The sequence below is a fragment of the Streptomyces sp. WM4235 genome, assembly GCF_001279725.1.
In the GTDB taxonomy this organism is placed as follows: Bacteria; Actinomycetota; Actinomycetes; order Streptomycetales; family Streptomycetaceae; genus Streptomyces.
The window spans coordinates 1-24,457 of sequence record NZ_LGDE01000439.1 but is presented as its reverse complement, the minus strand read 5'-3'; the positions used below and the strand labels follow the sequence as shown (position 1 = coordinate 24,457).

Below are 24,457 nucleotides of genomic sequence, written 5' to 3'. Positions count from 1 at the left end.
CGGAACGAGGAGACATGCCGATCAAGGTTGACGAGCTCACCGCTCAGATCAAGCACCACCTGACCGAGGCCCGCGCCATCGCCGCGAAGGCGGAAGCCGAGGACCGAGACTTTCACGACGATGAACGCACGGCGATCAACGAGCACATGGCTAAGGCCACCGAGGGAAGCGCCGAGCTGAAGAAGGCGAAGGGCGACGCCGAGATCCTTTCCGCGCTCGCCGGCCTCGGCGACGACATCGCCCTCAACGAGAAGTCCGGAGAACGACGGACCCCCAGCGGTCTGATCGTGCCCGACGAGAAGACCTCGCTCGGCGAACACTTCGTCAAGTCGTCTGAGTACGCGGCCCTCATGGGCACCACCGCGAACGGCCAGTTCGGCGCCAAGCAGCGCGTCCAGTCCCTGCCCGTCGGGTACAAGAGCCTCGTCACCGGCCTGTCCGACACCTCTGCCGGCGCTTTCGTCACCAACGACATGCGCGGCCTGCAGGTCGCCCTGGACTCCTTCCAGCGACCGCTGCGCCTGCGCGACGTGGTGACCAACGGCACCACGACCAGCGACACGGTCGAGTACGTGCGGATGACGTCGACCACCAACAACGCGGCGCCCGTGGCGGAAGCCACATCGTCGGCTGCCCCGACCGCCCCGGCTTCCGTGCCGGGCGCCCTCGTCAACAACGCGGGTGGCGGCTATAAGCCGGAGAGCGCGCTGGCCGCGGCGAAGGTGACCACGCCCGTGCGCACGATCGCGCACTGGATCCCGGTCACCAAGCGCGCCCTGTCGGACGCGGCGCAGATCCGGACCCTCATCGACGCGTTCCTGCGGTACGGCCTCGAGGAGGAACTCGAGGATCAGATGATCTCCGGCGACGGGACCGGCGAGAACTTCGAGGGCCTCGGCAACGTGTCCGGAGTGCAGGCCCAGGCGTGGGACACCAACGCCCTGACGACCGCCCGCAAGGCAAAGACGAAGGTCCGCACAGTCGGCCGCTCCATCGCCAACGCCTACCTCCTCAACCCCGCCGACCTGGAAACGATCGACCTGCTCCAGGACAACGAGGGCCGGTTCTACTTCGGCGGCCCGCAGGGTGTCGGCTCGGCATCCGTCCTCTGGGGTCTGCCGGTCATCGAGACCGAGGCCGTCCCTGCGGGTACCGGCTACGTCGGCGACTTCCGCAAGGCGGTCCTGTGGGACCGCGAACAGGCGTCGATCCAGATGACCGACTCGCACGCCGACTTCTTCGTCCGCAACCTCGTCGCGATCCTCGCCGAGATGCGTGCCGCGTTCGGCGTCCTGCAGCCCAACGCCTTCGTCGAGATCGACCTGACCGCGTAAGGAGGGCACGTCATGGCGTACCTGAACGCAGGTGCCGGAGCGGCCCGCGAGGGCAAGCAGACGGCCGCAGTCGCCGATGCCGCGGCAGCCACTTCCGTGGTCGCCGCCGGCGCCAACCCCACGAAGGCCGAGTACGACGCGCTGCGTGCGGACTATCTCGCGCTGCGCACCAAGGTCAACGCGCTGCTCGCGGCGCTACGAACGTCGGGCCAGCTCGCGTCGTGAGCCTGTTCACCCGGCAGACGGCGAGAGGGCGGTGTCCGTGCGGCGCCGAGCATGCGGCGTGCGGCCCGCCCTCCACGTCTGTCCCTGTCGACTCGAACATTGAGGAGGTGGCTGCGGTGAGCGGGCCCCTGAAGCGGTACCGGTACGCGAACGGCGCCGGTCACGAGACTGTCCTGAAGCTCAACGACGCGGACGCCGAACGCTACGGCCTGACCGACGAGGATCTCGTGGAGTCTGGCAGCGGCGAGAAGGCTGCGGAGCCTGACCAGAACAAGGCCCGCACCGCGTCGGCCAACAAGGCGCGCGCGCCTCGCGGCAAGGGCGGTGCGGGTGGTGTCGACTGACGCATTCCTGGCCGACCCGCAGGAGCTGGCGAACTGGCTCGGCCTGCCCGCGAATGACGTGCGCCTCCTGTCCGCCCTGCGGTCCGCGTCGCGCAGGTTTCGGGATGCGGTCGGCCACGTTGTCGACCTGGTCGAGGACGACGAGATCGCCCTCGACGGGAACGGCCGATCCTCGGTTCTGCTGCCGGTGTGGCCGACGACGGCGGTCGCGTCGGTGGTGCTGGACGGCGAGGAGCTGGTGGAGGGGACGGACTACGCCTGGTCCGAGGCGGGCATCCTGCGTCGGCTCGGCTGCCAGGTGTGGCCCGACAAGCTGCGCTGCCTCGAAGTCACTTACAGCCACGGATGGTCTGCGATCCCACCCGGGATATCGGATGTGGTCATCGAGCAGGCGCGCGCCATCTTCTCTTCCCAGCCGGGAGTGAAGTCCCAAGCAGTCGGCGGCCAGTCGGTCGTCTTCGAGCCTGGGGTCACCACCGCATGGACGAAGGCCGTCGAGCGCTACGAAGTCCAGACCGGGAGCGACACGTGATGTTCAACCAGTCGCTGGTCCGGGTGCGCGCGGGTACGCGCCCGGACCGCGGCGGCAACACCGTGCCGGACTGGTCGACCGCCACCCGCCTGCTCGTCGCCCAGGTCAACATCCAGCCCAGCATCCAGCAGGAGTCTCACGATGAGACTCGGGCGGCGAAGGTCACCGGCTGGCACGTCCAGTCCGCCGAGGGAACCAACCCCGACATTCGCGCGGACGACCGCATCGAGTGGGACGGCATGACTCTCGAAGTCGACGGCGAAGTCGCCCGCTGGCCCGCTCTCTTCGTCAACGCCGTTCACCATGTCGAGTTCGAGATGAAGCGTTCGACGGGATAGGAGTCGCTGTGTCCGATGACCCCTGGAACGACGGCGGCTTTCTTCAGCCCCGCTGGGTGGAGACCGCCAATCAAACAGGTGAGCCCGAACCCGTGCTCACGATTGCCCAGTGGCGCGCGCTGACTGACGAATCCTGACGCGGAGATGGGAGAGCCATGGGTCGCCTGCTTGATCTACAGCTCGACTCGGCCGGGATCCGGGAGCTCCTTCGGGGCGAGGATGTCCGCCTCCTGGTCGATGGGGCGGGCGAGGACATCCTCGCGCGTGTAACGGGCGCCCTCCCCCCCAATACACCAGTCAGCTTCCGCAAATACCGCACGGACCGAGGCGCCGCGTCGATCACCATCCTCGACATCCGCGGCATGGTGTGGCAGGCGCGCGACGGGGTCCTCACCCGGGCGGCGGCAGCGGCCGGCCTCGAAGTCAAGGCCTGGCAGCAGTGAAGCCGCTCGTCGTCTTCGGGGACGTGCAGGCCGCAGGGGCGACCGTGCTGCGGGCGGCCCTCGCCAGCAGGTCGGAGCCGTACACGGACGACGTCACGGTCGGCACCCGGGTTCCGGGCGACCGGTCGCCGGAGACCCCGCACCTGCCCTACGTCATGGTCCGCAAGGACGCCGACTTCCCGCACTCCTCAATGGCCAACGCGCGTTGCACGCTGCGCGTCACCGTGTGGCACCAAGACCCGGACCAGGCGCACGACCTGGCGATGCTCTGCCAGGGCCTGCTCCTGGTGCACTCCGGGCCCGTCATCCGGGGCGTCCGCCCTGGCACCGGCCCGATCCCCGCCGTCGACGAGGGTGCCGAACGCGCCGCCTCCGGGATCGACCTCTCGACGTTCACCGTCCTCGCCAACGTCAAACCGCAGGTGCTCAGCGCCTGACCCGCCGCCGAACTGCGACGACAACCCCTTACCCAATGAAGGAGGACGCCGTGGCCGGCGACCCGCTGAAGGCAAATCTGTGGACGGACGCGGACGTCTACATCTCAACCAACCTCTCCGCGACCCTGCCCGCCAACGCGAACACTCCGCTTGGCGTGGACTGGGATCTCGTCGGCCTCCTCGACGGAGACGACGGATTCCCCGAGTCCCGCGACGAGGACACCGACGACAAGTTCGCCTGGGGCGGCATCCTCGTCAAGACCAGCCGCAACCACTTCAAACTGACCAAGAGCTTCACCGCGCTCGAGGACAACGACACCACCTACTCGCTGCTGTGGCCCGGCTCGACAGCCACGCAGATCAAGGTGCCGCGCCCGGCCAAGGTGCTCATCGTCTTCGAGGTCCGCGAGGGCGACAAGGTCCGCCGGCTCAAAACCGCGAACTACGCCGAGGTCAGCCTCGACGGAGACCACGGCGAGAACGAAACCGACCTCGAGAGCATGACGTTCGTGGGCACCATCTACCCGACCGGCGACGGCGTCCTCTTCGAGAAGCAGACCACGCCGACACTCGTCTCCATCTCCATCCCCACGACCCTGTCCGTGGCCGACGGAGAGATCAAGTCGCTGGTGGCCACGGCAACCTACGACGACGCGACCACTGCCGACGTCACCGCCCTCGCCACGTGGACGTCGTCGGCGCCCGCCAAGGCGACCGTGGCCGCTGGCTACGTCACGGGTGTCGACCCCGGCTCCTCCACGGTGACCGCCTCCTACCTCGGCGCGACAGACACCTGCGCCGTCACGGTCACCTCCTGATCGCCGGGGCGCGGTCCTTCTGTCGCGGTTCGGCCGCGCCCCGGTGCACCACTCGAACCGCGAACCGTCGAACCGCGACAGGAGAGCCGTGCCGATCAAGTACACCGACCAGGAGATCCATGAGCAGGCCGTGCGCCTGCACCTGATCGGCGATTCCGACGAGCTGCCGCGGAACCTGCGTAGCCGCGTCCTCGCCACTCTGGTCGAAGTGGACCGCCAGCAGAAGGTCTCTGGTGCGGAGCCCGAGCTGGCCCAGGAGATCGTCATTCAACCCGGCGGCCTGATCCTCGTCGACGGCAACCCGTTCCCCTGGCTGGTCGCCGCGCAACCCATGGACATCGGCCTCAATCCTGACGGGGTGAGCACCGTCCGCCTGACCCTGATGGCCGCGAACGTGCAGGTCATCCGCCCCGAACCGCGACCCGAAAGCGAGCAGTGACATGACCGCCCGAACCGCGAAGACCACTCCTGACGACCAGCCGTTCGACTTCAACCTCGACACCGTCGAATCCGAGGTCGCACTCGACCCCTTCCGCGTTCACTTCCAGGGTCGTCGCTGGGAGTTCGCCCACATCGAAGGCCTGGACATCTGGGACCTGGTCGAAGCCGCAGAGGGCGGCCAACTCAAGGCCATGATCGGAGTCTTCCAGAACTCCCTCGGTGACCAGTGGCCCGAGTTCCGCAAGCTGAGTTTCCCGCAGTACAAGATGAAGGCCCTCTTCACCGCCTACCGGAAGCACTGCGGGCTGGAGCCGGGGGAATCCGAAGCCTCCGGTTCCTGACCCGGAGGCACTCCCGCGCCCTCGAGGCGGACCTGCGCAGCGAGTACGGCGTCCGCCTCCGAGATCTGCACACCGGGGACATGACCTGGCGTGAGCTCGCTGTCTACGTCCACGGCCTGTCGCCACAGTCCCGAGTCCGCACTGCCCTCAACGGCGGCAGGCTTGAACCGACCGGCGAGCAGATCCTGTTGGCCGACGTGTACGACGCGGTCCGTCAGCTCACATGGACGCTTCAGTGCGTGAACACGCCGGAGAAGGCCAAGGAGCCCAAGCGGCCCAAGCCCTATCCCCGCTGGTGGCTGAACCCCACGAAGCCCGAGGAGGCCAAGGCCGCCCGGGTCGATCGCCTGGATGCCGCGCGCGAGCGCAGGCGCGAACGTCAGCAGGCCATCGCCGAGGGCCGCATCGCCTGACCCAATCCGTCGCGAAGGGGGTGGCCTCCCGTGCCGAACGTGGGCTACGCAACCATCCAGATCATCCCCTCCGTGCGCGGCATCGCCAACGAGTTGCGCAGCCAGTTGGAAGGGCCGGCCGAGGACGCGGGCGAAGACGCCGGCGCTGCGGCCGGTAGCAGCCTCAAGGAGAAGTTGCTCGTCGGCGTTGCTGCGGCCGGTGTCGCGGCGGGCGCGATCCTCGTCGCGGGCATCACCGAGGCGATCGAGCAGGCCAACATCACCTCCACCCTGCAGGCCCAGCTCGGTGCGACCGGCAAGGACGCCGGCCGGTACGGCGAGATCGCAGGGAAGCTGTACAGCAAGGGCATTACCGAGTCGTTCCAGGAAGGCGCGGACGCCATCCGTGCCGTGGTGAACGCGGGCCTCGTGCCGCCGGACGCCACGAACGCCCAGCTGGAATCCCTGTCCGCGAAGATGAGCGACGTCGCGACGGTCTTCGGCGCCGACATGGAGCTGCAGACGCAGGCCGTCTCGGCGATGTTCAAGAACGGCCTGGCCCCGAATGCCGAGGCTGCCCTCGACCTGATCACGGTCGGATTCCAGAAACTCGGGCCGAATGCCGAGGATCTCCTGGAGACGTTCCAGGAGTACTCGATCCAGTTCAAGAAGCTGGGCATTGACGGCGAGGAAGCCCTCGGTCTGTTCCAGCAGGGCATCGCCGCAGGTGCCCGTGACACCGACATCATCGCGGACGCATTCAAAGAATTCGGCATCCGCGCGATCGACATGTCGGAGTCCTCTCAGGAGGCGTACAAAGCCATCGGCCTGGACGCCGAGAAGATGTCCTTGCAGATCGCCAAGGGCGGCGACGTCGCAGGTGAGGGACTGCAGACGGTCCTCGACAAGCTGCGTGAGATCAAGGACCCGGTGGATCGCAATGCCGCTGCGGTCGGTCTCTTCGGCACGCAGGCGGAGGATCTCGGTAACGCGCTGTTCGCGCTCGACCCGAATGGCGCGATCGACGGATTCGGGAAGATCACAGGCGCGGCAGCCGAGCTCGGCACGACGATCCACAGCGGTCCGGCCCACGAGTTCGAGGTATTCGTCCGCACGATCAAGCAGGGGTTTGTCGACTACATCACCGCCGAGGTCCTGCCCTTGGTGCTGCGGGTGGCGAAGGCTTTCAACTCGGATCTGCTGCCCCCCATCCGTGCCGTGGCCAGTGCGGTCGCGGCCGTGCTCATGCCTGCCCTGCGGGACCTCTACGCCGCGGGCACGGCGGTCGTCAACTGGCTGCGGGAGTGGGGCGTCTGGCTGATCCCGGCGGCCATCCTCGTCGGCGGCCTGACCCTCGCGCTGAACGCGCAGGCGATTGCGATCGGCGCCGTCACCGCGGTCTTCTCGATCTACCGCGCGGCCATCCTGCTCGGCACTGCGGTGACGTCCGGATTTACTGCAGTGCAGGCGCTCCTCAACGCGGTCATGGCACTCAACCCGATCACTCTCGTGGTGATCGCGCTGGTCGCCCTGGCCGCCGCGCTCGTCATCGCCTACAAGAAGTCGGAAACTTTCCGTGCCGTCGTGGCGGCGGTCTGGCAGGGAATCCAGACGGCCGCCATCTGGGTGTGGGAGAAGGGCATCAAGCCGCTCATCGACGGCTTCATGGTCGGGCTCCGTGCAGTCGGCGACGCGGCGACATGGCTGTGGAAGACGATCCTTGAGCCGGTGTTCAGCGGCATCGGCGCGGCGGCCCAGGTGCTGCTGACGATCGTCCTGACCTTGGTGTTCTTGCCGATGTTCTTCATCTTCAAGCTTTTCGGCGCACTGGCGATGTGGCTCTGGAAGGTGGCGATCAAACCCGCGTTCGAGGGCATCGCGGCAGCCGCGGTCTGGATGTGGGAAACCGTCATCAAGCCCCTGTTCGACGCTTTCGTCTTCGGTATCAAGGGCCTCGGCCTGATCGCCACGTGGCTCTGGAAGGCGGCCATCCAGCCCGCCTTCAAGGGCATCGCGGCCGGCGCCGAGTGGATGTGGAGGAATGCGGTCAAGCCGCTCGTCGATGCCTTCGTCTTCGGCTTGAAGGGCCTCGGCATCGCCGCCATGTGGCTATGGACGAACGCCATCAAGCCGGCCTGGGATGGCATCGGCGACGCGATCCGCTGGGTGTGGAACAACTGGATCAAGCCTGCGTTTGACGGCCTGAAGCGGGGTGTCGACGCCGTTCACACGAGTTTCCGCGCGGGCGTCGCCGGCATCGAGATGATCTGGAACAAGCTGAAGGACATCACTCGAAAGCCTGTTCAGTTCATAGTTGACACGGTGTATAACAATGGAATCCGAAAAGTCTGGGGGGCCGTCAGCGAGGTGACGGGAGCCGACCCGCTTCCTCTCGTCAAGTTCAAAGACGGTGGGCGCACGCGCGGCGGCACGCCCGGCAAGGACTCCATTCCGCTCCTCGCGATGGCCGACGAGTTCATGGTCAAGCGGGACTCGGCACGCAAGGTCGGCTACGGAACCCTGGAGTACATCAACCGGTACGGGGCGCTGCCGGGATACAAGGACGGCGGCGTCATCGGCTGGGCGAAGGACAAGGTCAGCTCGGTCGGTGACTTCTTCGGCGACATGGCCGACCTGATCACCAACCCGGGAAAGGCGTGGCAGGCGGCCACCGGATTCATCCGCGACAAGATCGCCAGCATCTCCGGCACCGGCTGGGGCAAGCTCATCGCCGGTATCCCCACCAAGATACTCTCCTCCCTCAAGGAGAAGATCACCGGGCTCATCGGCAACTTCGGTGGCGGCGACATCGGCGGATCCGGCGTACAGCGCTGGACGCCCGTCGTACTGCAGGCGCTCCAGCTCATAGGTCAGCCTGCCAGCATGCTCGCCACCACCCTTCGCCGAATGAACCAGGAGTCCGGTGGCAACCCGAGGGCGATCAACAACTGGGACATCAACGCGAAGAACGGTGTGCCCTCAAAGGGGTTGATGCAAGTCATCGACCCTACGTTCGACGCCTATGCGGGCCCCCTCCATTCGAGGGGAATTTGGGACCCGTTGGCCAACATATACGCCTCTATGTCCTACGCGCTCGGGCGCTACCACAGCCTCCCCGCAGCCTACGACCGCGCGGGCGGATACGACTCCGGTGGCTGGCTCCAGCCAGGCGTCACCGCCGCAGTCAACCGAACTGGGCGCCCTGAGGCCATCCTCACCGGACCGCAATGGCAGGCCGTCTCGTCGCTCGCGGCAGGCGGCGGCTTCGCCCCCGGGCAGGAGGTGACGCTGGTGGTCCAGGACGGACCGACGCTCCGCGCCTATGTCGACGGCCGAGCCGACCGCCGAATCATCGACATCGGTCGCCAGCAGCTGCAGGCGACACGGGCCGGACGAAACGGGGTGTAGCGAATGGCGATCCCCGGGAACCTCCTGTCTGCCGTCACGGAGTCCGTCGACCCCAACACATCGGGGTGGGCGGCCAAGCTGAACTGCGCGATCAGCAAGGGGACCGGCGGCCGGAACGGCGACGGCACCCTGAAGCTGACGAGCACCGCGTCGGGGGAGATGCAGGCCCGCACCGCTGCTTCGTATGGCGTCATCGCAGGCCAGGAGTACCAGGTCTCCGCTGACGCGTCGGGTGCGACGGTGGCGGAGCGGATCGGTATCAGATGGCTGACCTCGGGTGGTTCCGAGGTCAGCGTCACCTGGTCACTGACGACCGCGACGGCATCGGCAACGTGGCACCGGATCTCCGTCGCCGGTGTCGCGCCGGCCACGGCCGCAAAGTGCCAGGTTCTGGTCTCCGCGACCCCCGCCGGCGGCGGTGTGATCAACCACTTCGAGAACGTGTACCTCGGCACGCCGATGCGCACGACAGGTAACCTGCTGTCGGCCGACGCGGAGACCATCGAGAACGCCACCCTGAAGTGGGTCGCGGAGACCAACTGCTCGATCGCCCGCCAGGCGCCGATGGTGTCGTGGCCCGTCGACAACTACCTCGTCGGCGGCCAGACCCTGGCCATCACGGTGACGGCCAACGGCAACGCCGCTGCCAAGGTGAGCGAGACGCCGTCCGCGACGGCTGGCACCGAGTACATCGGCTACTGCTACCTCAACCCCCCGACCTCCGGCAGCACGGTCTGGGTAGAGCTGCGGTTCTACACCGCCGCGAACAGCCTCCTCAGTGCGACCCGGAGCAACCTCGCCGCCCCAGGCGCCGGCTTCTACCAGCAGCGCGTCTCGGCGGTCGCCCCGGCCACGACGGCTTACGCCACGCTCGCGGCCGGCATCACGTCCGGTACCGCAGCGCAGGTCATGCGGGTCGACGGCGCGGTCATCGCGACCGCGCCCGTCATCCGCGTCGGCTCCGTACTGCCCTACGCCGACGCCTCCTTTGAGAAGGATGCGGGGTCGTGGACCGTTGTCTCTGGCGTGGCAACGCTCGCACGGTCCACGCCGTGGGGCACCTACGCCGTGGACGGCTCCTACGCGTTGACGGTGTCGTCGGCGACCGCCACCACGAGCGTGATCCGCAGCGCCAAGTACGCCGTCGGCGCGGCGGCTGGCCTGTCGTTCCGGCTCCAGCTCGCCGAGAATGTGAGCGCCGGAGGCTGGACCATCAACCGGTCGGTGCGCTGGTACGACGCCGCGAACGTCGACCTGGGCCTCACGTCGTCCGGGTCCGCGACGGCGCCGGTGCCGGACTGGTGGTCGCTCACCAACTCGGTCACCGCACCCGCGGGCGCGACGCAGGCGGCGGTCGAGCTGTCCCTCACGGCGACGGCGACAACGTCCGTGCTGCGTCTCGACCAGGTGGCACTGTGGCAGGCGCAGTCCCTGATCGACGCGGTCGTCGTCGACTCCAGCGCGAGCGTCACCGTCACGCTGCGGGAGCTGACGGTCGGCTACACGTTGACCGTGTGGCGGGTCCTCACCGGTGGCGCACGGACCCTCGTCCGGGGCTCCACCGGTCTGATCGACGGGGACGTCATCGCCGCCGACCAGCTCGTCATCGAGGACGCGGAGGCGCCGCTCGGGGTGCCGGTCTACTACTACGTCGAGATCCTGCCGCCAGGCGGTACGACGCCGGAGTCCAGGACCAGCGCCACCGTCACCATCACCGCAGGCGACCCCAACTACGCGTGGCTCAAGGATCCAGGCAGGCCGCAGCGCAACATGCTGCTGATGGTCGCGCGGGCGCCAGTCTGGCAGCGACCCGTTCCACAGGCCGAGTACAAGGTCCGTGGCAGGCGCAACAGCGTCGTGCTCTCCGACGTTCGTGGCGGCCTCGAGGGCGACCTGACGATCTTCACCCAGACCGACGAGGAGCGGGAGTCGCTGCACCGCCTCCTCGACTCCGGGTCCGTGCTCCTCTGGCAGGCCAATCCGGGGCTCGGCGTGGACGACATGTACGTCAACGTCGGCGCCGTCAGCGAGGACCGCGGCGAAGCCATCGCCAGCGATCCATGGCGCACCTGGTCCCTGCCGATGAAACAGGCGGACATGCCGACGAGCGTCGGCGTCGCCGGATCCGCGGGCCGTACCTGGCAGGACATTCTCACTGAGAACGCCACCTGGGCCGACGTGCTCGCCAAGTACGCCACCTGGGAAGACGTCCGCCTCAACCGTCCGATCGGGGGCTAGATGTATCCGGTCAGCGACCGCTTCCTGGAGACACTCGCCTCCGATCACAGCCCGGTCACGGAGGTGGTCCTGTACCGAGCCGACGGGCTGGTGCAGACCCTCGAGCACACGGGTGGGTCGGTCACCGTCGACCGCAAGTCGGCGGCCCGACGCACCTGCACGGTGAGCGTGGCAGATCCGTCCCTGATCCCCACCTCCGCCGGCGACAAGGCCGCCCTGTACGGGGCGACGATGCGGATCAGCCGCGGCGTGCAGTACAGCGACGGCGTTCGAGAGCTGGTCCCGCTCGGCATTTTCCGAGTCGACTCCATCTCCGGCGATGTCGACGAGGGGCCGGCGACGATCCAGGGAAAAGCCTCGAGGCGGCGATAACCGACGACGCGTTCACGGCCCCTTACCGGGCCACGGGACAGGCCGTCACTGCGATCACCGCCCTGATCCAGCGCACTCTCCCCACCGCCGAGATCATCAGCACGGCGATCGACGCACCAATCGGCGCCCGCACTTGGGACGTAGCCGCCGACCCGTGGGCAGCGGTCATGGAGATCGCGGCCGTCATGGGCGCCGAGTGCTACTGCGACGCCGACGGGACTTTCAGGATCGCCGAGCTTCCCGACCCCGCGACGGTCGAACCGGTGTGGACGATCGCCGCGGGGGAGGGCGGCGTGTACATCTCGGCCGACCGCGGCATGTCCCTCGATGGCGTCCACAACGGGGTGTTGGCCCGCGGGGAAAACGCAGAGGCGAGCGTCGCGCCAGTGTCGTCGCTCGTCGTCGACAACGACCCCGACAGTCCCACCTACTGGAGCGGCCCCTTCGGGCACCGGCCCGGCTTCTACTCCTCCTCCGCGCTCATCACCGTCGGTCAGTGCACGGCCGCCGCCACGCTCAAGCTGCGTGCGGCCCAGGCCCCGAACGCCTCCGCGGACGTCTCCTCCCTGCCCAACCCTGCACTAGAGCCCGGCGACATCATCCGCGCGCTCTACCCGGACGGCCTCAAGGAGATCCACCAGGTCGCCTCTTTCAGCATCTCGTTGGAGGTCGGCGGCGACTTCGGGCTGCACACGATCTCCGCGAAGGAGGACTCGTGAGCACGGCCCAGACACGGATCTTCGTCGCCGAACTCGCCGACGCCTACCAGGCCCAAGTCCAAGCAGCAGGAGCCCAGTCACCCGGCTCGGACTGGCGGCTCGCCACGGTCGCCTCGGTCGGTGGCAGCGGCACGGTCACCATGTCGGACGGCACCGTCGCCCGCCGCATGGAGGACTACGTCAACCCGGAGGTCGGCGACCTGGTCGTCATCGCCTGGTCGGGCACCGGGCAGGTCCTCTGCCACGGCCGGCTCGGCACGGGCACAGGCTCGTCGTGGACGACCTACGTTCCCACCTGGTCGACGACCGGCACGGCGCCAGCCCTCGGCAACGGCAGCCTGGCGGGCGAGTACTGCCTGATCGGCGACCGATGCGAAGTCGTTATCACCATGATCTGCGGGTCCACCACCACCTACGGCACAGGCCAATTCCGCTGGCTGCTGCCCTTCGCCGCGGCCACTCTCGCCAACGCGAACTTCCACTGGACCGGGTCCGGGATCGCCACCGACGCGGCAGCCGCCTACTACCCGGGCACTGCCCGTATTCAGTCCGGCAGCCAGTACGTCATGGGCCTCAGCCCTGGCTCCGCCACCGGCTCCACCGTGGCCGAGTGGAACTCGACCAGGCCGTTCACCTGGGGCAACGGCGACTACGTCGGCCTGCAAGTCACCTACCGAATCGCCTAGGAGGCCGCTTTGTCTACCACGGACGGCTACGGCCAGGGCGTGTCCATCACCACGCGCAACGACGTCCCGGACGCCGAGACCCTCGCCATGAATATCGCCGAGCCGATCCTGTCTCGGAGCATCCTGCGGTTCGCCTCCGCGAGCGCCCGCACCGCGACAATGGTCGGCGCCCATGCGCCCGTCGAGGGCATGATCTCGTGGCTGGTCGACGTCGACCGGTTCGACTACTACGACGGCAGCGCCTGGCAGTCCATGGAGCCGCCAGCCGGGTCTGTCTACAACGACTCCGCGACGTTCAGCGCGCACGCGAGCACGTACTACGCGATCTCGTGGACGGGCCTGCAGTCGTCGAACCGGTCCGGCATGTGGGCGGGCGGCAACCCCACTCGCCTCGTGCTGCCGACCGTCGGAACCTACGCGGTCAGCGGCACGATCGTCTGGCCCGGCGGCCTCGGCTCCAACGACGGACGCGCGGAGATCCGCCTCAACGGCACGCCCGTGCGCGCCCGCTACAGCATCACCCGCGGCAGCGCCGGCAACGCGCCCTCCACCGCCTCCGGTCAGGTCGTCTGCACGACGCCCGGTCAGTACTTGGAGGTCTGGTACAACCAGGCCTCCGGCTCGCCGATCTCCGCCGTTGCCGCATCGCTTGGCGTCAACCGCGTCTCCACCGCCACCTCGTAACCCAGGAGTACGTCATGGCCACATTCCCCGTCCTTGAGCAGGGCGGTACCGCATACCTGGTGCAGCTGTGGAGCGCCAACACGGGCGGGATCCGCTTCCAGATCGGCACCCCCGAGAGCCCCGACGTCGCCAACGCGCAGTTCGAGGCCCGCCTGTGGGAGTTCGCACAGGCGCTCGCAGCCGACCTGGACGTCAGCATCACCGCCATCAAGCGCTCGGCCACTGCCGAGACCGAACTCGACTGGCCGGTGTGACCATGGCCTGGTATCCCGGCGCGACGCGGATGGAGCTGCAGCCGGAGAGCGACAGCCAGCCCGCAATCCGGCCGACACAGTTCATCCTCCACAGCATCGCCGCTCCCTGGACGCCGACGCGGACCTACGAGTACTGGCGCGACTCGACGAATCTGGAGTCCCACTTCGGCCTCGGATTCGACGGCTCGCTGGGCCAGTTCGTGGGCACAGAGACGCGCGCTGATGCCAACTACCTGGCGAACCGGCGGTCGGATGGCACGGGTGCGGTGTCGCTGGAGAGCGCCTCCAACCTGGATCACACCGACCCGTGGACCGACGCGCAGGTCGAGTCGATCATCAAGCTCGGCGTGTGGCTGCACCAGACGCACGGCATCCCGCTGCGCATCTGCCGCACCGCATCCGACCCGGGCTTCGGCTACCACCGCCTGCACGCCGACTGGGCCGTCGGCGGCACCGCATGCCCCGGCGACGCACGGGTCCAGCAGTTCAAGGACGTCATCTTCCCGGGCATCGTCGCTCGGGCCAACGGCACGGAGGAAGTCGACATGGATGCCACCCAGGCCAAGCAGCTCGCCGAGCTCCACAAGGCGCTGGTCCCCTACATGGGCTGGAGCTACCGGGGAGACGGCGCGGACCGGGACGCCTACGGCGACCTCCGCACCTCCGCCGCCTCGGCCGGCGACGCCGCGGCCAAGGCCGGGCAGATCCTGCAGAAGATCGGCACCCCGCAGCCCGTCGCGCTCACCCCCGAGCAGGTCGCCGCCATCGCCGACAAGGTGGCGTCGTCTCCGATCCTCGCCGACAACATCGCCAAGCGGATGGCCGCCGACGTCGCCGCCCGCATGCAGTCCTGAAAGGGAACATCATGAAGCTCTTCAACAGGGAGCCGGCGCTCTGGCTCGGCCTCGTCGCCATCATCGTCAAACTCCTCGCCGCGTTCGGCATGGACGTGTCCGCCGACCAGCAGGCCGTCATCAACGCGGTCGCCGCAGCGCTCGTCGGCCTCATCCTTGCCGTCGTCGCGCACGACGCGATCGGCGCCGCCGTCCTCGGTTTCGCCCAGGCCGTCCTCGCCCTCGCGATCGGCTTCGGCCTCGACTGGTCGGCCGAGCGGCAGGCCGTCGTCCTCGCAGCCGCAGCCGCGATCGTCGCCATGTGGGACCGCACGCAGATCACCGCCCCGGTGCCTGCCGTCGCGGTGGCGCCGGTCCGGAGCGTGTAGATGCGGTGCCGTGCGGTCCGGCGGCTGTGTCGACGACTGGGCCGCCGCGGCACGATCCTCACCTGCTACGGGCTCGTCTGGATGCTGTACGGATTCGGGCAGCTCGTAACGCCCCAGCCAGACCAGCGCGGACTGCAACTCGTGCTGAGCATCCGCCCCCTCGAATTCTGGGGATGGTGTTGGATCGCCGCCGGGCTGGTGGCACTTGTAACCGCGTGGGCTCCGCCGGGCCGTGACGCTGCAGCCTTCTACGTCTTGCCGCTCCCGGTCATGGCGTGGACGGCCTCGTACCTCGCCGCCTGGATCACGGGGGATTCCTCCCGCGGCTGGGTGGCGGCAGCCGTGTGGGCGGTCATCACCGTCCCGGTCCTTGTGGTCGCCGGGTGGTCTGAGCCGCCCCGCGTCAAGCGAGCGGAGCCTCCCTATGAATCCTGAGACATGGGCCCAGATCGGCCTCGCGGGCGCAACCGCCGTGGCGAGTGCCTTCGCCGGCCGGGCCGCACGTCGCACTCGCCGGCAAGAGCGGCGCGACGACTTCGTGGCCGTCAGCGAGCAGCAGGGCAAAGCCATTCAGCGTCTGGAGCGTCGCGTCGAGCAAGGCGAGACGAAGGCCGAGCTGCAGCAGGAACGCATCGCTGAGAACGACGAGGCGATTGCCTGGGCGTTGGTCCGCATCAGAGACCTCGTTGCGTACATCCGTAAGTCGGGCGGGGAGCCGCCGGCGCCGAGACCCATGTCCGCCCGTGCGGCTCGCGTCCTCGCACGCAGCGACGTCTGAAGACGGAGGGCGACGTGGACGACGACCCGGAGCCGGTGCCCCAGCAGACGAGGCCGCTCCTCGCGGACATCGGCAGCCTCATCGACATGGGCGTGGTCGACGAGCAGCCCCAGCCGCCGACCGAGCTACCGCCCGACCCGCCCGCGGAGGAAGCCGCCAACGCGGCGGCACTGACGGAGGCCCTCGCCGAAGCCGGCATCCCTGCGGCCGGTGCGGACGAACAGGCGATCGCGGCGCTCGCCAAGCTCGACCCGGCCATGGTCGAGGCGATCACCCGATGGATGCTCGGGGACTCCGCAGGCGCCAAGAAGTGATCAGCCCCCACCGCTTCGGCGGTGGGGGCGTTTCGCTATGCCCCGGCGCGCATCTCGGTCCACTCGGTCAGCTTCTTGTCCAGGGTGGGGCGGGAGATGCCAAGGGCGTCAGCGATGGCCGCCTTCTGGGTGCCCAGTTCGCGGGCTTCGAGGACGAGTTCACTCTTCCGGAAGTGGATTAGGCCCGTCAGGCGCTTCTCCATGGCGGTGATCCGCCGGATGGCTTCGAGCTTGCTCTCTTGGGCTTCCTCGCGGGCGAGCTCGCGGCGTTGATCGACCGCCACTTCGATTTCGGCGCGGATCCAGGCAAGGAGGTCGGTGCGGGTGCACGCCTCGTCGGCCTCGACCGCGACCAGATTGGTGCTGACGAGATCCTCGATGTAGCGGTCGGCGATGACGGCCGGCGGGAGGGTGCCGTCGATGAGCTGATCCAGTTCGGCCGACGTGACGTAGTCCTGGAGGCCGGGACCCTCGAAGGTCAGCAGCTCGACGATGCCGGCGTAGGTCTTCATGGAGGCTCCTCGGTCGTTCGGGTTGACGTAAAGACACCTTACGCCTATCCGGGGGCGATGTAAAGCCGGTTTACGTTCACTCGATGGTGGGTGAGCAGTCCGCCGTCACCGACGAGACCGGCGGACTCGCGACAACCCCCACGCGCCGTGGCCCAAGTTGGACTGCTGCGGCCCAGATAAGATGCCATATCGGCGCCCAGAATTGGTACAATTGAGCATGCGTCAAGACTCCCTCGCGAACGACTCCGCAATCGACTTGGCCGCTGCCGTCGCACTCCTGATGGCCGCCGTCACCTTCCGGGACTTGCTCAGCGCCATGAGCCCGGCCGCAGTCGCCTCGATGCCCACGGATCTCCTGAACCGCGCGAGCCATCACCGATACCAGGCTGCGTTCGACCAACTCCCAGCCGACCTCCGCGAACAGGCGCAGATCATCGTGGACTCCGACCCGGACGTCGTCGCTGCACGGCAGATCGACGCCGAGGGGCGGCTATGACCGACCTCATCCCGCACCAGCCGTCGGCCGCCCCGGCCGCCTACGACCCGGCGACCCTCGCCGTGCTCGCCGCCATGGAGCAAGCCGCCGAGGATCACCTCGACCGGATCCGTCCCCACAACACGAAGCGCGGCTACGCCAACGACTGGAACCTGTGGGAAGAGTTCCACGACTGGCTCGGCGAACGCACCGGCCACCGCGTCGCCTCCACGCACGTCACCAAGGGCATGCTCGTCGGCTTCGTCGTCTGGCTCGACACCATCAAGCTCGCCGCCCCAGCCAGCATCGACCGCAGGATCACGGGCGTCACGGTCACCGCACGGTCGCAGGGCGTCGAGGTACCCAAGACCGCCACGGTCGCCGCCCGCCAAGCCCTAAAGCCGCTCAAAGCCGACCCCGACCGGATCGCCCGAGGCCGAGGCAAAGCACCCGCCGCCACACCGGAGCAGCTCCGGCAGATGTACGCCGCCGCCCCCGCTGGCCTCGCCGGACTCCGCGACCGCGCGCTCTGGCTCATGGCGTTCGGGATCGCCGGGCGATCCTCGGAAGTCGCGGCCCTCCGGACGGACGGCATCACCCTCGTCGGCAAGGGCCTCGACGTCCAAGTCCCCTCCGTCAAGGGCCTCCCCGCCCGCAAGGTCCGGGTCGCCTACGGCAAGAACCCTGACACCTGCCCCGTCCGGGCCTGGCTCGTCTGGAAGTCGGCCGCCGGACTCACTGACGGCCCGGCCTTCCGGCCGATCAGCGTCCACGGAACGCTCGGCGCCGACAGGCTCTCCCCATCCGGCTGCCAAGAGATCATCTCCCGCAGCGCCGAACGCGCTGGGCTCGCCGTCCGGCTTACCGGACACTCCATGCGGTCCGGCTTCATCACGACCGCCCGCCAAGCCGGCAAGCGCGAGGAGAAGATCCGCGCCCAGTCCGGCCACGCCGCCAACTCGCCGGTCTTCTGGGGCTACATCCAGGAGGCCGACGCCTGGACCGACGCCGCATCCGAGGACATCGGACTGTAGAGGAGATCACCATGTCCGATCCGTTCGACACGACCCTGCCGTCATCTCGGCTCTGGAACTGGCTGATGGTGCACGGCGCGAGCGTAGATGCAGCACGCGACCTCATGAACGACTATGCGCACGAGCTGGCCACCCGCATCCGAGACCACGACTACGACCCGGGTGAAATAGGCCCCGTTCACGTGGCGTTCCAGGACGCGGCAGACGTGATTGACCCCCAGGCCAGCAGGACTTAAGGGAACGTTATGCGCTGCCCGCCCACTCGAAGGAGGTCCGATGAACACCCCGATCGACATGCCCAGCTCATGGCTCGGCGAGCTTGAGCAGGCGGCCCAGCAGCGAGAGGACGAGATCGTGCGCCTCGTTCTCCAGCAGCCGGACTACCCGCCGCTACCGGCTTGCCCCCAGTGCGACATCGAACCGACAGAGATCAAGCAGTGGGTGGAGGAGCGGGCCTTCGAGGTGGACGGTACCTACGTCCGCACTGGGTTCAAGCCCTGCGGTCACCTGTTCCGCACTCGGGCCAACTGACCGAAGGGGCCGAACGATGAGCAACCCCATGACCATGATCTTCCACGGCGGACCGCTCGACGGGCAGGCGATAGACATGACGCCACCAATCCCCAGAGTGATCAAGCTGGACCACCAGGTCGGCGCCCCCATGGAGTACACCTACGAGCGGTACACCCCCGACCAGCCGGACCAGTACGCGCACTTCCGGATGACGACCTGGAAGCCAACTGCGGCGTCCGGGACTGTCCGGCAGGCGTGACAGGCGGCCGGCAGCCCGCCATCCTGGAGTCGAAGCCGCTCCTTGCCTGGACGGGCTCATGGGGGCGGGTCGTCGCAGCGGCCCGCCCCGCTGTCAGCCCCCGGGCGTACCATCGGCTCATCACATTCGAGCGATTACCGCGGGCTGCGGTGCTACTCGATCCGCCCCACCGGCCCCCCACGGGGGACAGCGACCGGCGGGGCGGAGTGCTGTCAGGCGGCGGAATCCGGGTGCCGCACGGCCGCCTTCACCGCCGCCTCGACTTCGTTCCGCAACTCCCCCGCCTCCTTCGCCCACACGGTCAGCGCGGCCTGCACCTCGGCCGCCCGCGTCCGCCACTCCTCCCACGCCTCCGGCATCGGGTCCTCGCGCACGGCATCCCACGCCAGCCGGGACGTGCTCCACGCCACCGCCCGTCCGCACCAAAAGGCCAGACGCCCCCGCGCGCCGCTGCCACCATGGCACCACCACACCGAAGGAGCAGCCGATGACCACGACGCCCGCCGCCCGCTTCGCCGCCGCCTACGCCCTCCTCACCGCCAGCCACGAAGTCGCCGACCACTGGGTCCAAATCGACACGCAAGCCGTCACCAAGGGCAAACCCGGATCGGACGGCGCCCGCGCCTGCGCCGCGCACGTCGCCACCTACACGCTCACCCAAGGCCTCGCGCTCGCCGCAGGATCCAAGCTCCTCGGGCTGCGTCTCACACCCCACCGGGCAGCCGCCGCGCTCGCCGTGTCCGCCCTCACCCACTACATCGCGGACCGGCAGGGCGGGCACTGGCGCGACCCGCAGCCCCGAGGCATCGTCCGCCTCGCCGCGGCCACCGGGCATGCCAAATGGCTCCAACGCGACCCAGGCGCCGGCTACCTGATGGATCAGTCCTGGCACAAGGGGTGGCTGCTGGTGGCCGCGCTCGTGGCTGCGGGACGCTGACGCCAGCGCAGGCACGCGAGAGCCCCCGATCCGTAGGGACCGGGGGCTCCGTCGCATGCATGGCTACTCGCACTCGACCACCTCATTGGGGGCCATGTCTCGCCCCCCTAGGCGGCCAGCTCCGCCGACTCCCGCTCGGCACGCAACGCCTCGGCGTACTCGACGACGAGCCTCAGGTACCGGTCCCGGTCGCGCGGGTCCAGGCTTCCCGACGCCCACAGCTCGCGGATCTCCGCGTTGACGATCTCAGCGGATCGGATCATGCGGCCGATCTTACGAGGCGGCACCGACAACCGGTACAGGTCGGCTGGCGTGGGGGAGAGTACGGGCATGAGTGCACCCCGCCCCGGCGCCCCGCACCCCTGACTCCCGCCCCTCCGGCAGCGGCGGCAGCGGGAGGGGCGGGTACCGGCCAGCGTTAGCAAGCGTTCACTTCAACAAACTTTCGGACGCTTGTTCGATAGAACAGTTGTCAACTGCTGGGTAGAGCCTTACGGTTGGTGACGAATTCGCAGGTCATCGACGCGATGCGTCTGCATATATCTGCGAACCCCCTGGCGACCGATGCATGGGGCAGGCAGACTGGGGCAATCGCGGGGCGTGGCCGGAAATGCGTTTCCAGTTACCGTCGCGATGTCATGGCATGAGGTCTCTCGCCGGGAGGCGAAGGGCGCGGGCAAGGCGAAGCAGCAGGCTGAACTTCGGGTCGGTCTTGCCTCGCTCGGTATCTTGCACGGTCGTCCGATGGACGCCGGCCAACTCAGCGAGCTCGTCCTGGGTCAGGTCGGCGTCGATGCGGGCGGCACGGACTCGATTGCCAAGCGCGATGCGAGCGTCGGTGATCCATGGGGGCGTTGCTGGTTGCACCCTCTGAACAGTTGATGCTCAAGATCGTTTTGTCTGCAGGATGCATCCCGCTTTTTGTGATCTTGTTGAATCGGCCGCGCAACGTGGCCCCACGAGCGCGTCGGCGAGGTCGATGTGGATGGCCCCATGGTCGACCTTCCGACGCAAGGCGGCCCCTTCTCCGACGGGAGAGGGGGCCGCCCCACTTCCTGGCCTGACCTGCCGATTTCAATGAGGCTGGCAGGAGATATTTAGGGGCCGCGCTCGTGTACTGAGAGTGCTCTTAGAGTGCTCTCAGGGTGTCCCGAGAGTGCTAGACGGTGCGCCCGGCGGTTGAGTGGGAAGCCCTGACCTGGGAACTCCTCGGTCGCACTGCAGGTGAGTGATGTGTCCATGATCTGCGGAGAAACTCCTCAACTTCATCATCGCCGAGGTCATCCGCCACCACGAGACGATCGCAGCCGGCGAGGAGTAGGCCCCTGGGGGCCCGCCCGACCCATCGGGCAGCATGGGCCCCATGTCCGCATTGACGCGCAACGAAGCGCAGCTCCGAGCCCGGCTCCTCGACGTCCACCACTACGACGTCACCCTCGACCTCACCACCGGTGACGAGACCTTCACCTCCACCACCGTCATCCGGTTCACGGCCCGCGCCGCCGGTGACACCTTCGTCGAGCTGAAACCGGACGAACTGCGCTCCGTCGAACTCGACGGCCGGCCCGTCGACCCCGCCGGCCTCACCGACAACCGCCTCCCGCTCACCGGGCTCACCCCGGGCCCCCACGAGCTGCGCGTCGACGCCCGCATGAACTACTCCCGCACCGGCGAGGGCCTGCACCGCTTCACCGACCCCGCGGACGGCGAGACGTACGTCTACTCCCAGATGTTCCTGGACGACGTCCAGCGGGTCTTCGCCGCCTTCGACCAACCCGACCTGAAGGCCGTCTTCGCCTTCACCGTCACCGCCCCCGCCCACTGGACCGTCCTCGCCAACGGCATCACCACCCGCGGCGCCGACCGGCCCGAGGACGGCGCCGGCACCTGGACCTCCGCCCCCACGCCCGCGATCTCCACCTACCTCGCCGCGATTGCCGGCGGACCCTGGCACACCGTCCGCACCGACCACGCCGGCCTGCCGTTCGCCCTCCACTGCCGGCAGTCCCTCGCACCCCACCTCGACGCCGACGCCGACGAGATCCTCTCCGTCACCACCGCCTGCTTCGACCGCTACCACGAGAAGTTCGCCGAGCCCTACCCGTTCGACTCCTACGACCAGGCGTTCGTCCCCGAGTTCAACGCCGGCGCCATGGAGAACCCCGGCCTGGTCACCTTCCGCGACGAGTTCATCTTCCGCTCGGCCGTCACCGACACCGAACGCCAGGGCCGCGCCATGGTCATCGCCCACGAGATGGCCCACATGTGGTTCGGCGACCTCGTCACCCTCCGCTGGTTCGACGACATCTGGCTCAACGAGTCCTTCGCCGAGTACATGGGCTACCAGACCCTCGTCGAAGCCACCGGCTACACCCAGACCTGGACCGAGTTCGGCATGGAGCGCAAACCCTGGGGCTACGAAGCCGACCAACGCCCCTCCCCCCCCCCCGTCGCCCCCGCCCCCGAGGACGTCCCCGACACCGCCTCCGCCCTCCTCAACTTCGACGGCATCTCCTACGCCAAGGGCGCCTCGGCCCTGCGCCAACTCGTCGCCTGGCTCGGCGAGAAGGACTTCCTCGCCGGCATCAACACCCACTTCGCGCGCCACAAGTTCGCCAACGCCTCCCTCGCCGACTTCGTGGACTCCCTCGCCGCCCACACCGAACGCGACGTCCACACCTGGGCCGACACCTGGCTGCGCACCACCGGCGTCGACACCCTCACCCCGCGCGTCGAGGACGGCGACGCCGGCTGGACCCTCACCGTCGACCACCACGGCAGCCGCCCCCACCACATCACCGTCGGCCTCTACGACCGCGACCCCACCGGCGACCTGGAACTGCGCGAACACCTCGACCTGGACGTCCCCAGCACCGAAGTCGTCTCCGCGAGCGGCCGGCGACCCGACCTGATCCTCCTCAACGACCAGGACCTCGGCTACGTCAAGATCCGCTTCGACGCCGTCTCCGAGGAAACCGCCCTGCGCGGCCTGTCCCGCATCCCCGGCCCGCTCACCCGCGCCGTCGTCTGGAACTCCCTGCGCGACATGGTCCGCGACGGCGAACTGGAACCCGAGTCCTACCTGGAGACCGCGCACGCCCACCTCCCCGAGGAGAACGACCTCGCGATCGTCCAGGGCGTCCTCGGCTTCGCCCGCAACCGCGTCGCCGCCCACTACGTCGCCCCCGGCCGCCGCACCGCCGCCCTCAACACCCTCACCACCGTCGCCCGCGCCCTGATGCGCCGCACCGAGGACGGCTCCGACCCCGGCCTGCGCCTCGCCGCCGTCCGCGTCCACATCGACAGCGCCACCCAGCCCGACACCCTCGCCGGCTGGCTCGCCGACGGCACCGTCCCCGGCGGACCCGAACTCGACCCCGAACTGCGCTGGCGCATCCTCGCCCGACTCGCCGTCCTCGGCGCCGTCACCGAAGCCGACATCGACACCGCCCTCGCCGACGACCCCAGCGCCACCGGGGAAGAGGGCGCCGCCCGCTGCCGCGCCGCGCTCCCCACCCCCGAGGCCAAGGCCGCCGCCTGGCAACGCATGTTCCACGACGACACCCTGTCCAACTACCTCTTCAAGGCCACCGCCTCCGGCTTCTGGCAGCCCGAACAAGCCGAACTCGTACAGGACTACGTGCCGCGCTACTACCCCGAGGCCGTCGCCCTCGGCGCCCGCCGCGGACCCGCCATCGGCCAGGCCGTCGGCCGGTGGGCCTTCCCCTCGCACGCCGTCGACGAGGCCAACCTCCGCGCCGGCCGCACCTGCCTGGACGACACCGACATCATCCCGCTGCTGCGCCGCCAACTCGTCGACCAGCTCGACGACCTCGCCCGCGCCCTGCGCATCCGCGGCAACGGCTGACCACCGGCCACCGGCCCGCACACGGGAACGCCCCCGGGCCGGTCCGACCGAACACCCGGCCGAGACCGGACGGGCGGACAAACCCCGGCGGTTACCCCATTCGGGTCTGATCGTTGTGCTGGGCGGGAACGACCAGGCCGTTCCCGCCCGCCTCCGCTAAGGACACCGGATGACCCCGCCGCCCGGCACCCCGCCACCGCCGTCCCCGCTCGCCGGAGGCCTCGGCGGCGCCGACGCCCTGCGGCCCCTCCTCGACACCGTCCTCGACGCCCTGCACGACGGCGCCGCCGAACGCGCCGGCCCCCTCCCCGCCGGCGGCCCCGCCGCCGTCACCGCCCGCGTCACCGCCGCACTGGGCGACGTACTCCCCACCCGCGGCGCCGGCGACCACGAAGCCCTGCGCACCCTCGTCCACACCCTCGCCGCGGGCGCCGCCGACCCCGCCGACCCGCTCTGCGCCGCCCACCTGCACTGCCCGCCCCTCGCCGTCGCGGTCGCCGCCGACCTCGCCGCCTCGGCCCTCAACCCCTCCATGGACT

At 68.9% G+C, this 24,457-nt stretch carries 33 protein-coding genes and 3 pseudogenes; 32 read left to right on the top strand and 4 right to left on the bottom strand.

Annotation, left to right across the window (positions count from 1 at the left end; translation table 11 throughout):
* The first annotated feature begins 14 nt into the window (after positions 1 to 14).
* From ADK55_RS29005 to ADK55_RS28900, 23 genes and pseudogenes are all read left to right on the top strand, one after another.
* Entirely contained in the window at positions 15 to 1,334 is a 1,320-nt protein-coding gene (locus tag ADK55_RS29005; protein WP_053682771.1) for a phage major capsid protein, read from the top strand.
* 12 nt (positions 1,335 to 1,346) lie between these two features.
* Entirely contained in the window at positions 1,347 to 1,559 is a 213-nt protein-coding gene (locus ADK55_RS29000; protein WP_053682770.1) for a hypothetical protein, read from the top strand.
* Between the two features lie 116 nt (positions 1,560 to 1,675).
* Complete coding sequence (locus ADK55_RS28995) at positions 1,676 to 1,903, top strand: hypothetical protein (protein ID WP_053682769.1); 228 nt, start codon at positions 1,676 to 1,678, stop codon at positions 1,901 to 1,903.
* Entirely contained in the window at positions 1,893 to 2,435 is a 543-nt protein-coding gene (locus ADK55_RS28990; RefSeq protein ID WP_053682768.1) for a hypothetical protein, read from the top strand. Before ADK55_RS28995 ends, ADK55_RS28990 begins: the two co-directional genes overlap by 11 nt.
* Positions 2,432 to 2,773, top strand: a complete 342-nt coding sequence (locus ADK55_RS28985) for a hypothetical protein (protein ID WP_159041588.1) — start codon at positions 2,432 to 2,434, stop codon at positions 2,771 to 2,773. The genes ADK55_RS28990 and ADK55_RS28985 overlap by 4 nt, the downstream gene beginning before the upstream one ends.
* 8 nt (positions 2,774 to 2,781) lie before the next feature.
* On the top strand, positions 2,782 to 2,910 hold the full coding sequence (locus tag ADK55_RS40570) for a hypothetical protein (RefSeq protein WP_267887366.1): 129 nt from the start codon (positions 2,782 to 2,784) through the stop codon (positions 2,908 to 2,910).
* A gap of 18 nt (positions 2,911 to 2,928) precedes the next feature.
* Positions 2,929 to 3,216 carry a hypothetical protein gene (locus ADK55_RS28980; RefSeq protein ID WP_053682766.1) on the top strand — a complete coding sequence of 96 codons (288 nt, stop codon included), beginning with the start codon at positions 2,929 to 2,931 and terminating at the stop codon, positions 3,214 to 3,216.
* Positions 3,213 to 3,653, top strand: coding sequence for a hypothetical protein (locus ADK55_RS28975; RefSeq protein WP_053682765.1), 441 nt, complete (start codon positions 3,213 to 3,215; stop codon positions 3,651 to 3,653). Before ADK55_RS28980 ends, ADK55_RS28975 begins: the two co-directional genes overlap by 4 nt.
* 50 nt (positions 3,654 to 3,703) lie before the next feature.
* Entirely contained in the window at positions 3,704 to 4,471 is a 768-nt protein-coding gene (locus ADK55_RS28970) for an Ig-like domain-containing protein (protein WP_053682787.1), read from the top strand.
* A gap of 88 nt (positions 4,472 to 4,559) precedes the next feature.
* Positions 4,560 to 4,910, top strand: coding sequence for a hypothetical protein (locus ADK55_RS28965; protein ID WP_053682764.1), 351 nt, complete (start codon positions 4,560 to 4,562; stop codon positions 4,908 to 4,910).
* 1 nt (position 4,911) lies between these two features.
* Positions 4,912 to 5,253, top strand: a complete 342-nt coding sequence (locus ADK55_RS28960) for a hypothetical protein (protein WP_053682763.1) — start codon at positions 4,912 to 4,914, stop codon at positions 5,251 to 5,253.
* Positions 5,254 to 5,333: 80 nt separating this feature from the next.
* Positions 5,334 to 5,666 (top strand): DUF5361 domain-containing protein, encoded by a 333-nt coding sequence (locus ADK55_RS28955; RefSeq protein WP_053682762.1) that lies wholly within the window; start codon positions 5,334 to 5,336, stop codon positions 5,664 to 5,666.
* A 30-nt stretch (positions 5,667 to 5,696) separates the two neighbouring features.
* Entirely contained in the window at positions 5,697 to 9,053 is a 3,357-nt protein-coding gene (locus ADK55_RS28950) for a phage tail tape measure protein (protein ID WP_053682761.1), read from the top strand.
* 3 nt (positions 9,054 to 9,056) lie between these two features.
* On the top strand, positions 9,057 to 11,291 hold the full coding sequence (locus ADK55_RS28945) for a hypothetical protein (RefSeq protein WP_053682760.1): 2,235 nt from the start codon (positions 9,057 to 9,059) through the stop codon (positions 11,289 to 11,291).
* Positions 11,292 to 11,728: pseudogene (locus tag ADK55_RS40200) on the top strand (DUF5047 domain-containing protein); the annotation flags it as partial.
* Between the two features lie 102 nt (positions 11,729 to 11,830).
* Positions 11,831 to 12,382, top strand: coding sequence for a hypothetical protein (locus ADK55_RS40190; RefSeq protein WP_234350294.1), 552 nt, complete (start codon positions 11,831 to 11,833; stop codon positions 12,380 to 12,382).
* On the top strand, positions 12,379 to 13,068 hold the full coding sequence (locus tag ADK55_RS28935) for a hypothetical protein (protein WP_053682759.1): 690 nt from the start codon (positions 12,379 to 12,381) through the stop codon (positions 13,066 to 13,068). The genes ADK55_RS40190 and ADK55_RS28935 overlap by 4 nt, the downstream gene beginning before the upstream one ends.
* Positions 13,069 to 13,077: 9 nt before the next feature.
* Complete coding sequence (locus ADK55_RS28930) at positions 13,078 to 13,752, top strand: hypothetical protein (protein ID WP_053682758.1); 675 nt, start codon at positions 13,078 to 13,080, stop codon at positions 13,750 to 13,752.
* 14 nt (positions 13,753 to 13,766) lie between these two features.
* On the top strand, positions 13,767 to 14,006 hold the full coding sequence (locus ADK55_RS28925) for a hypothetical protein (RefSeq protein WP_053682757.1): 240 nt from the start codon (positions 13,767 to 13,769) through the stop codon (positions 14,004 to 14,006).
* 2 nt (positions 14,007 to 14,008) lie between these two features.
* The gene (locus ADK55_RS40185) at positions 14,009 to 14,860 is read left to right on the top strand and encodes an N-acetylmuramoyl-L-alanine amidase (RefSeq protein WP_078999529.1); all 852 of its coding nucleotides are present in this window, start codon (positions 14,009 to 14,011) and stop codon (positions 14,858 to 14,860) included.
* An 11-nt stretch (positions 14,861 to 14,871) separates the two neighbouring features.
* Complete coding sequence (locus tag ADK55_RS28915) at positions 14,872 to 15,228, top strand: hypothetical protein (RefSeq protein WP_053682756.1); 357 nt, start codon at positions 14,872 to 14,874, stop codon at positions 15,226 to 15,228.
* Between the two features lie 424 nt (positions 15,229 to 15,652).
* Entirely contained in the window at positions 15,653 to 16,006 is a 354-nt protein-coding gene (locus ADK55_RS28905; protein ID WP_053682754.1) for a hypothetical protein, read from the top strand.
* Positions 16,007 to 16,020: 14 nt separating this feature from the next.
* Complete coding sequence (locus ADK55_RS28900; RefSeq protein WP_053682753.1) at positions 16,021 to 16,320, top strand: hypothetical protein; 300 nt, start codon at positions 16,021 to 16,023, stop codon at positions 16,318 to 16,320.
* A 35-nt stretch (positions 16,321 to 16,355) separates the two neighbouring features.
* Here ADK55_RS28900 and ADK55_RS28895 read toward each other — a convergent pair whose 3' ends face one another.
* Complete coding sequence (locus ADK55_RS28895) at positions 16,356 to 16,832, bottom strand: hypothetical protein (RefSeq protein WP_053682752.1); 477 nt, start codon at positions 16,830 to 16,832, stop codon at positions 16,356 to 16,358.
* A 217-nt stretch (positions 16,833 to 17,049) separates the two neighbouring features.
* On the opposite strand from ADK55_RS28895, the gene ADK55_RS28890 reads away from it, so the two are divergent.
* From ADK55_RS28890 to ADK55_RS28870, 5 genes are read left to right on the top strand one after another with little or no spacing between them, the layout of a single operon-like run.
* Positions 17,050 to 17,328 (top strand): hypothetical protein, encoded by a 279-nt coding sequence (locus ADK55_RS28890; RefSeq protein WP_053682751.1) that lies wholly within the window; start codon positions 17,050 to 17,052, stop codon positions 17,326 to 17,328.
* The gene (locus ADK55_RS28885) at positions 17,325 to 18,341 is read left to right on the top strand and encodes a tyrosine-type recombinase/integrase (RefSeq protein ID WP_053682750.1); all 1,017 of its coding nucleotides are present in this window, start codon (positions 17,325 to 17,327) and stop codon (positions 18,339 to 18,341) included. Before ADK55_RS28890 ends, ADK55_RS28885 begins: the two co-directional genes overlap by 4 nt.
* Positions 18,342 to 18,352: 11 nt before the next feature.
* Positions 18,353 to 18,577, top strand: a complete 225-nt coding sequence (locus tag ADK55_RS28880; protein ID WP_053682749.1) for a hypothetical protein — start codon at positions 18,353 to 18,355, stop codon at positions 18,575 to 18,577.
* Between the two features lie 40 nt (positions 18,578 to 18,617).
* Positions 18,618 to 18,872, top strand: coding sequence for a hypothetical protein (locus tag ADK55_RS28875; protein WP_053682748.1), 255 nt, complete (start codon positions 18,618 to 18,620; stop codon positions 18,870 to 18,872).
* A 16-nt stretch (positions 18,873 to 18,888) separates the two neighbouring features.
* Positions 18,889 to 19,113 carry a hypothetical protein gene (locus ADK55_RS28870; protein ID WP_159041587.1) on the top strand — a complete coding sequence of 75 codons (225 nt, stop codon included), beginning with the start codon at positions 18,889 to 18,891 and terminating at the stop codon, positions 19,111 to 19,113.
* A gap of 212 nt (positions 19,114 to 19,325) precedes the next feature.
* Here the strand turns inward: ADK55_RS28870 and ADK55_RS28865 are convergent, their stop codons facing one another.
* Positions 19,326 to 19,523 (bottom strand): hypothetical protein, encoded by a 198-nt coding sequence (locus tag ADK55_RS28865; protein ID WP_053682746.1) that lies wholly within the window; start codon positions 19,521 to 19,523, stop codon positions 19,326 to 19,328.
* A 77-nt stretch (positions 19,524 to 19,600) separates the two neighbouring features.
* Between ADK55_RS28865 and ADK55_RS28860 the strand changes: the two genes are divergently transcribed.
* Positions 19,601 to 20,050: a hypothetical protein gene (locus ADK55_RS28860; RefSeq protein ID WP_053682745.1), complete on the top strand. Its 450-nt coding sequence runs from the start codon at positions 19,601 to 19,603 to the stop codon at positions 20,048 to 20,050.
* Positions 20,051 to 20,157: 107 nt separating this feature from the next.
* On the opposite strand, the gene ADK55_RS39325 is transcribed toward ADK55_RS28860, so the two are convergent.
* Together ADK55_RS39325 and ADK55_RS36975 are read right to left on the bottom strand one after the other, a co-directional pair.
* Positions 20,158 to 20,313, bottom strand: a complete 156-nt coding sequence (locus ADK55_RS39325) for a hypothetical protein (protein WP_199826653.1) — start codon at positions 20,311 to 20,313, stop codon at positions 20,158 to 20,160.
* Between the two features lie 373 nt (positions 20,314 to 20,686).
* Positions 20,687 to 20,917, bottom strand: a complete 231-nt coding sequence (locus ADK55_RS36975; RefSeq protein ID WP_078999528.1) for a helix-turn-helix transcriptional regulator — start codon at positions 20,915 to 20,917, stop codon at positions 20,687 to 20,689.
* Between the two features lie 379 nt (positions 20,918 to 21,296).
* Here ADK55_RS36975 and ADK55_RS40180 point away from each other — a divergent pair.
* The 3 genes and pseudogenes from ADK55_RS40180 to ADK55_RS28845 all read left to right on the top strand — a co-directional run.
* Positions 21,297 to 21,371 (top strand): annotated as a pseudogene (locus tag ADK55_RS40180) (chorismate mutase); the annotation flags it as partial.
* 42 nt (positions 21,372 to 21,413) lie between these two features.
* Positions 21,414 to 23,918: an aminopeptidase N gene (gene pepN, locus ADK55_RS28850; protein ID WP_053682786.1), complete on the top strand. Its 2,505-nt coding sequence runs from the start codon at positions 21,414 to 21,416 to the stop codon at positions 23,916 to 23,918.
* A 169-nt stretch (positions 23,919 to 24,087) separates the two neighbouring features.
* Positions 24,088 to 24,457 (top strand): annotated as a pseudogene (locus ADK55_RS28845) (aspartate aminotransferase family protein); the annotation flags it as partial.

Coding starts and splice junctions, on each gene's coding strand:
- ADK55_RS40190 (WP_234350294.1), top strand. CDS start 11,831: ATGGAGATCGCGGCCGTCATGGGCGCCGAGTGCTACTGCGACGCCGAC.
- ADK55_RS28960 (WP_053682763.1), top strand. CDS start 4,912: ATGACCGCCCGAACCGCGAAGACCACTCCTGACGACCAGCCGTTCGAC.
- ADK55_RS28925 (WP_053682757.1), top strand. CDS start 13,767: ATGGCCACATTCCCCGTCCTTGAGCAGGGCGGTACCGCATACCTGGTG.
- ADK55_RS28980 (WP_053682766.1), top strand. CDS start 2,929: ATGGGTCGCCTGCTTGATCTACAGCTCGACTCGGCCGGGATCCGGGAG.
- ADK55_RS28880 (WP_053682749.1), top strand. CDS start 18,353: ATGTCCGATCCGTTCGACACGACCCTGCCGTCATCTCGGCTCTGGAAC.
- ADK55_RS28875 (WP_053682748.1), top strand. CDS start 18,618: ATGAACACCCCGATCGACATGCCCAGCTCATGGCTCGGCGAGCTTGAG.
- ADK55_RS28945 (WP_053682760.1), top strand. CDS start 9,057: ATGGCGATCCCCGGGAACCTCCTGTCTGCCGTCACGGAGTCCGTCGAC.
- ADK55_RS28905 (WP_053682754.1), top strand. CDS start 15,653: ATGAATCCTGAGACATGGGCCCAGATCGGCCTCGCGGGCGCAACCGCC.
- ADK55_RS29000 (WP_053682770.1), top strand. CDS start 1,347: ATGGCGTACCTGAACGCAGGTGCCGGAGCGGCCCGCGAGGGCAAGCAG.
- ADK55_RS40185 (WP_078999529.1), top strand. CDS start 14,009: ATGGCCTGGTATCCCGGCGCGACGCGGATGGAGCTGCAGCCGGAGAGC.
- ADK55_RS28955 (WP_053682762.1), top strand. CDS start 5,334: ATGACCTGGCGTGAGCTCGCTGTCTACGTCCACGGCCTGTCGCCACAG.
- ADK55_RS28895 (WP_053682752.1), bottom strand. CDS start 16,832: ATGAAGACCTACGCCGGCATCGTCGAGCTGCTGACCTTCGAGGGTCCC.
- ADK55_RS39325 (WP_199826653.1), bottom strand. CDS start 20,313: ATGATCCGATCCGCTGAGATCGTCAACGCGGAGATCCGCGAGCTGTGG.
- ADK55_RS29005 (WP_053682771.1), top strand. CDS start 15: ATGCCGATCAAGGTTGACGAGCTCACCGCTCAGATCAAGCACCACCTG.
- ADK55_RS28885 (WP_053682750.1), top strand. CDS start 17,325: ATGACCGACCTCATCCCGCACCAGCCGTCGGCCGCCCCGGCCGCCTAC.
- ADK55_RS28890 (WP_053682751.1), top strand. CDS start 17,050: ATGCGTCAAGACTCCCTCGCGAACGACTCCGCAATCGACTTGGCCGCT.
- ADK55_RS28870 (WP_159041587.1), top strand. CDS start 18,889: ATGAGCAACCCCATGACCATGATCTTCCACGGCGGACCGCTCGACGGG.
- ADK55_RS28915 (WP_053682756.1), top strand. CDS start 14,872: ATGAAGCTCTTCAACAGGGAGCCGGCGCTCTGGCTCGGCCTCGTCGCC.
- ADK55_RS28860 (WP_053682745.1), top strand. CDS start 19,601: ATGACCACGACGCCCGCCGCCCGCTTCGCCGCCGCCTACGCCCTCCTC.
- pepN (WP_053682786.1), top strand. CDS start 21,414: ATGTCCGCATTGACGCGCAACGAAGCGCAGCTCCGAGCCCGGCTCCTC.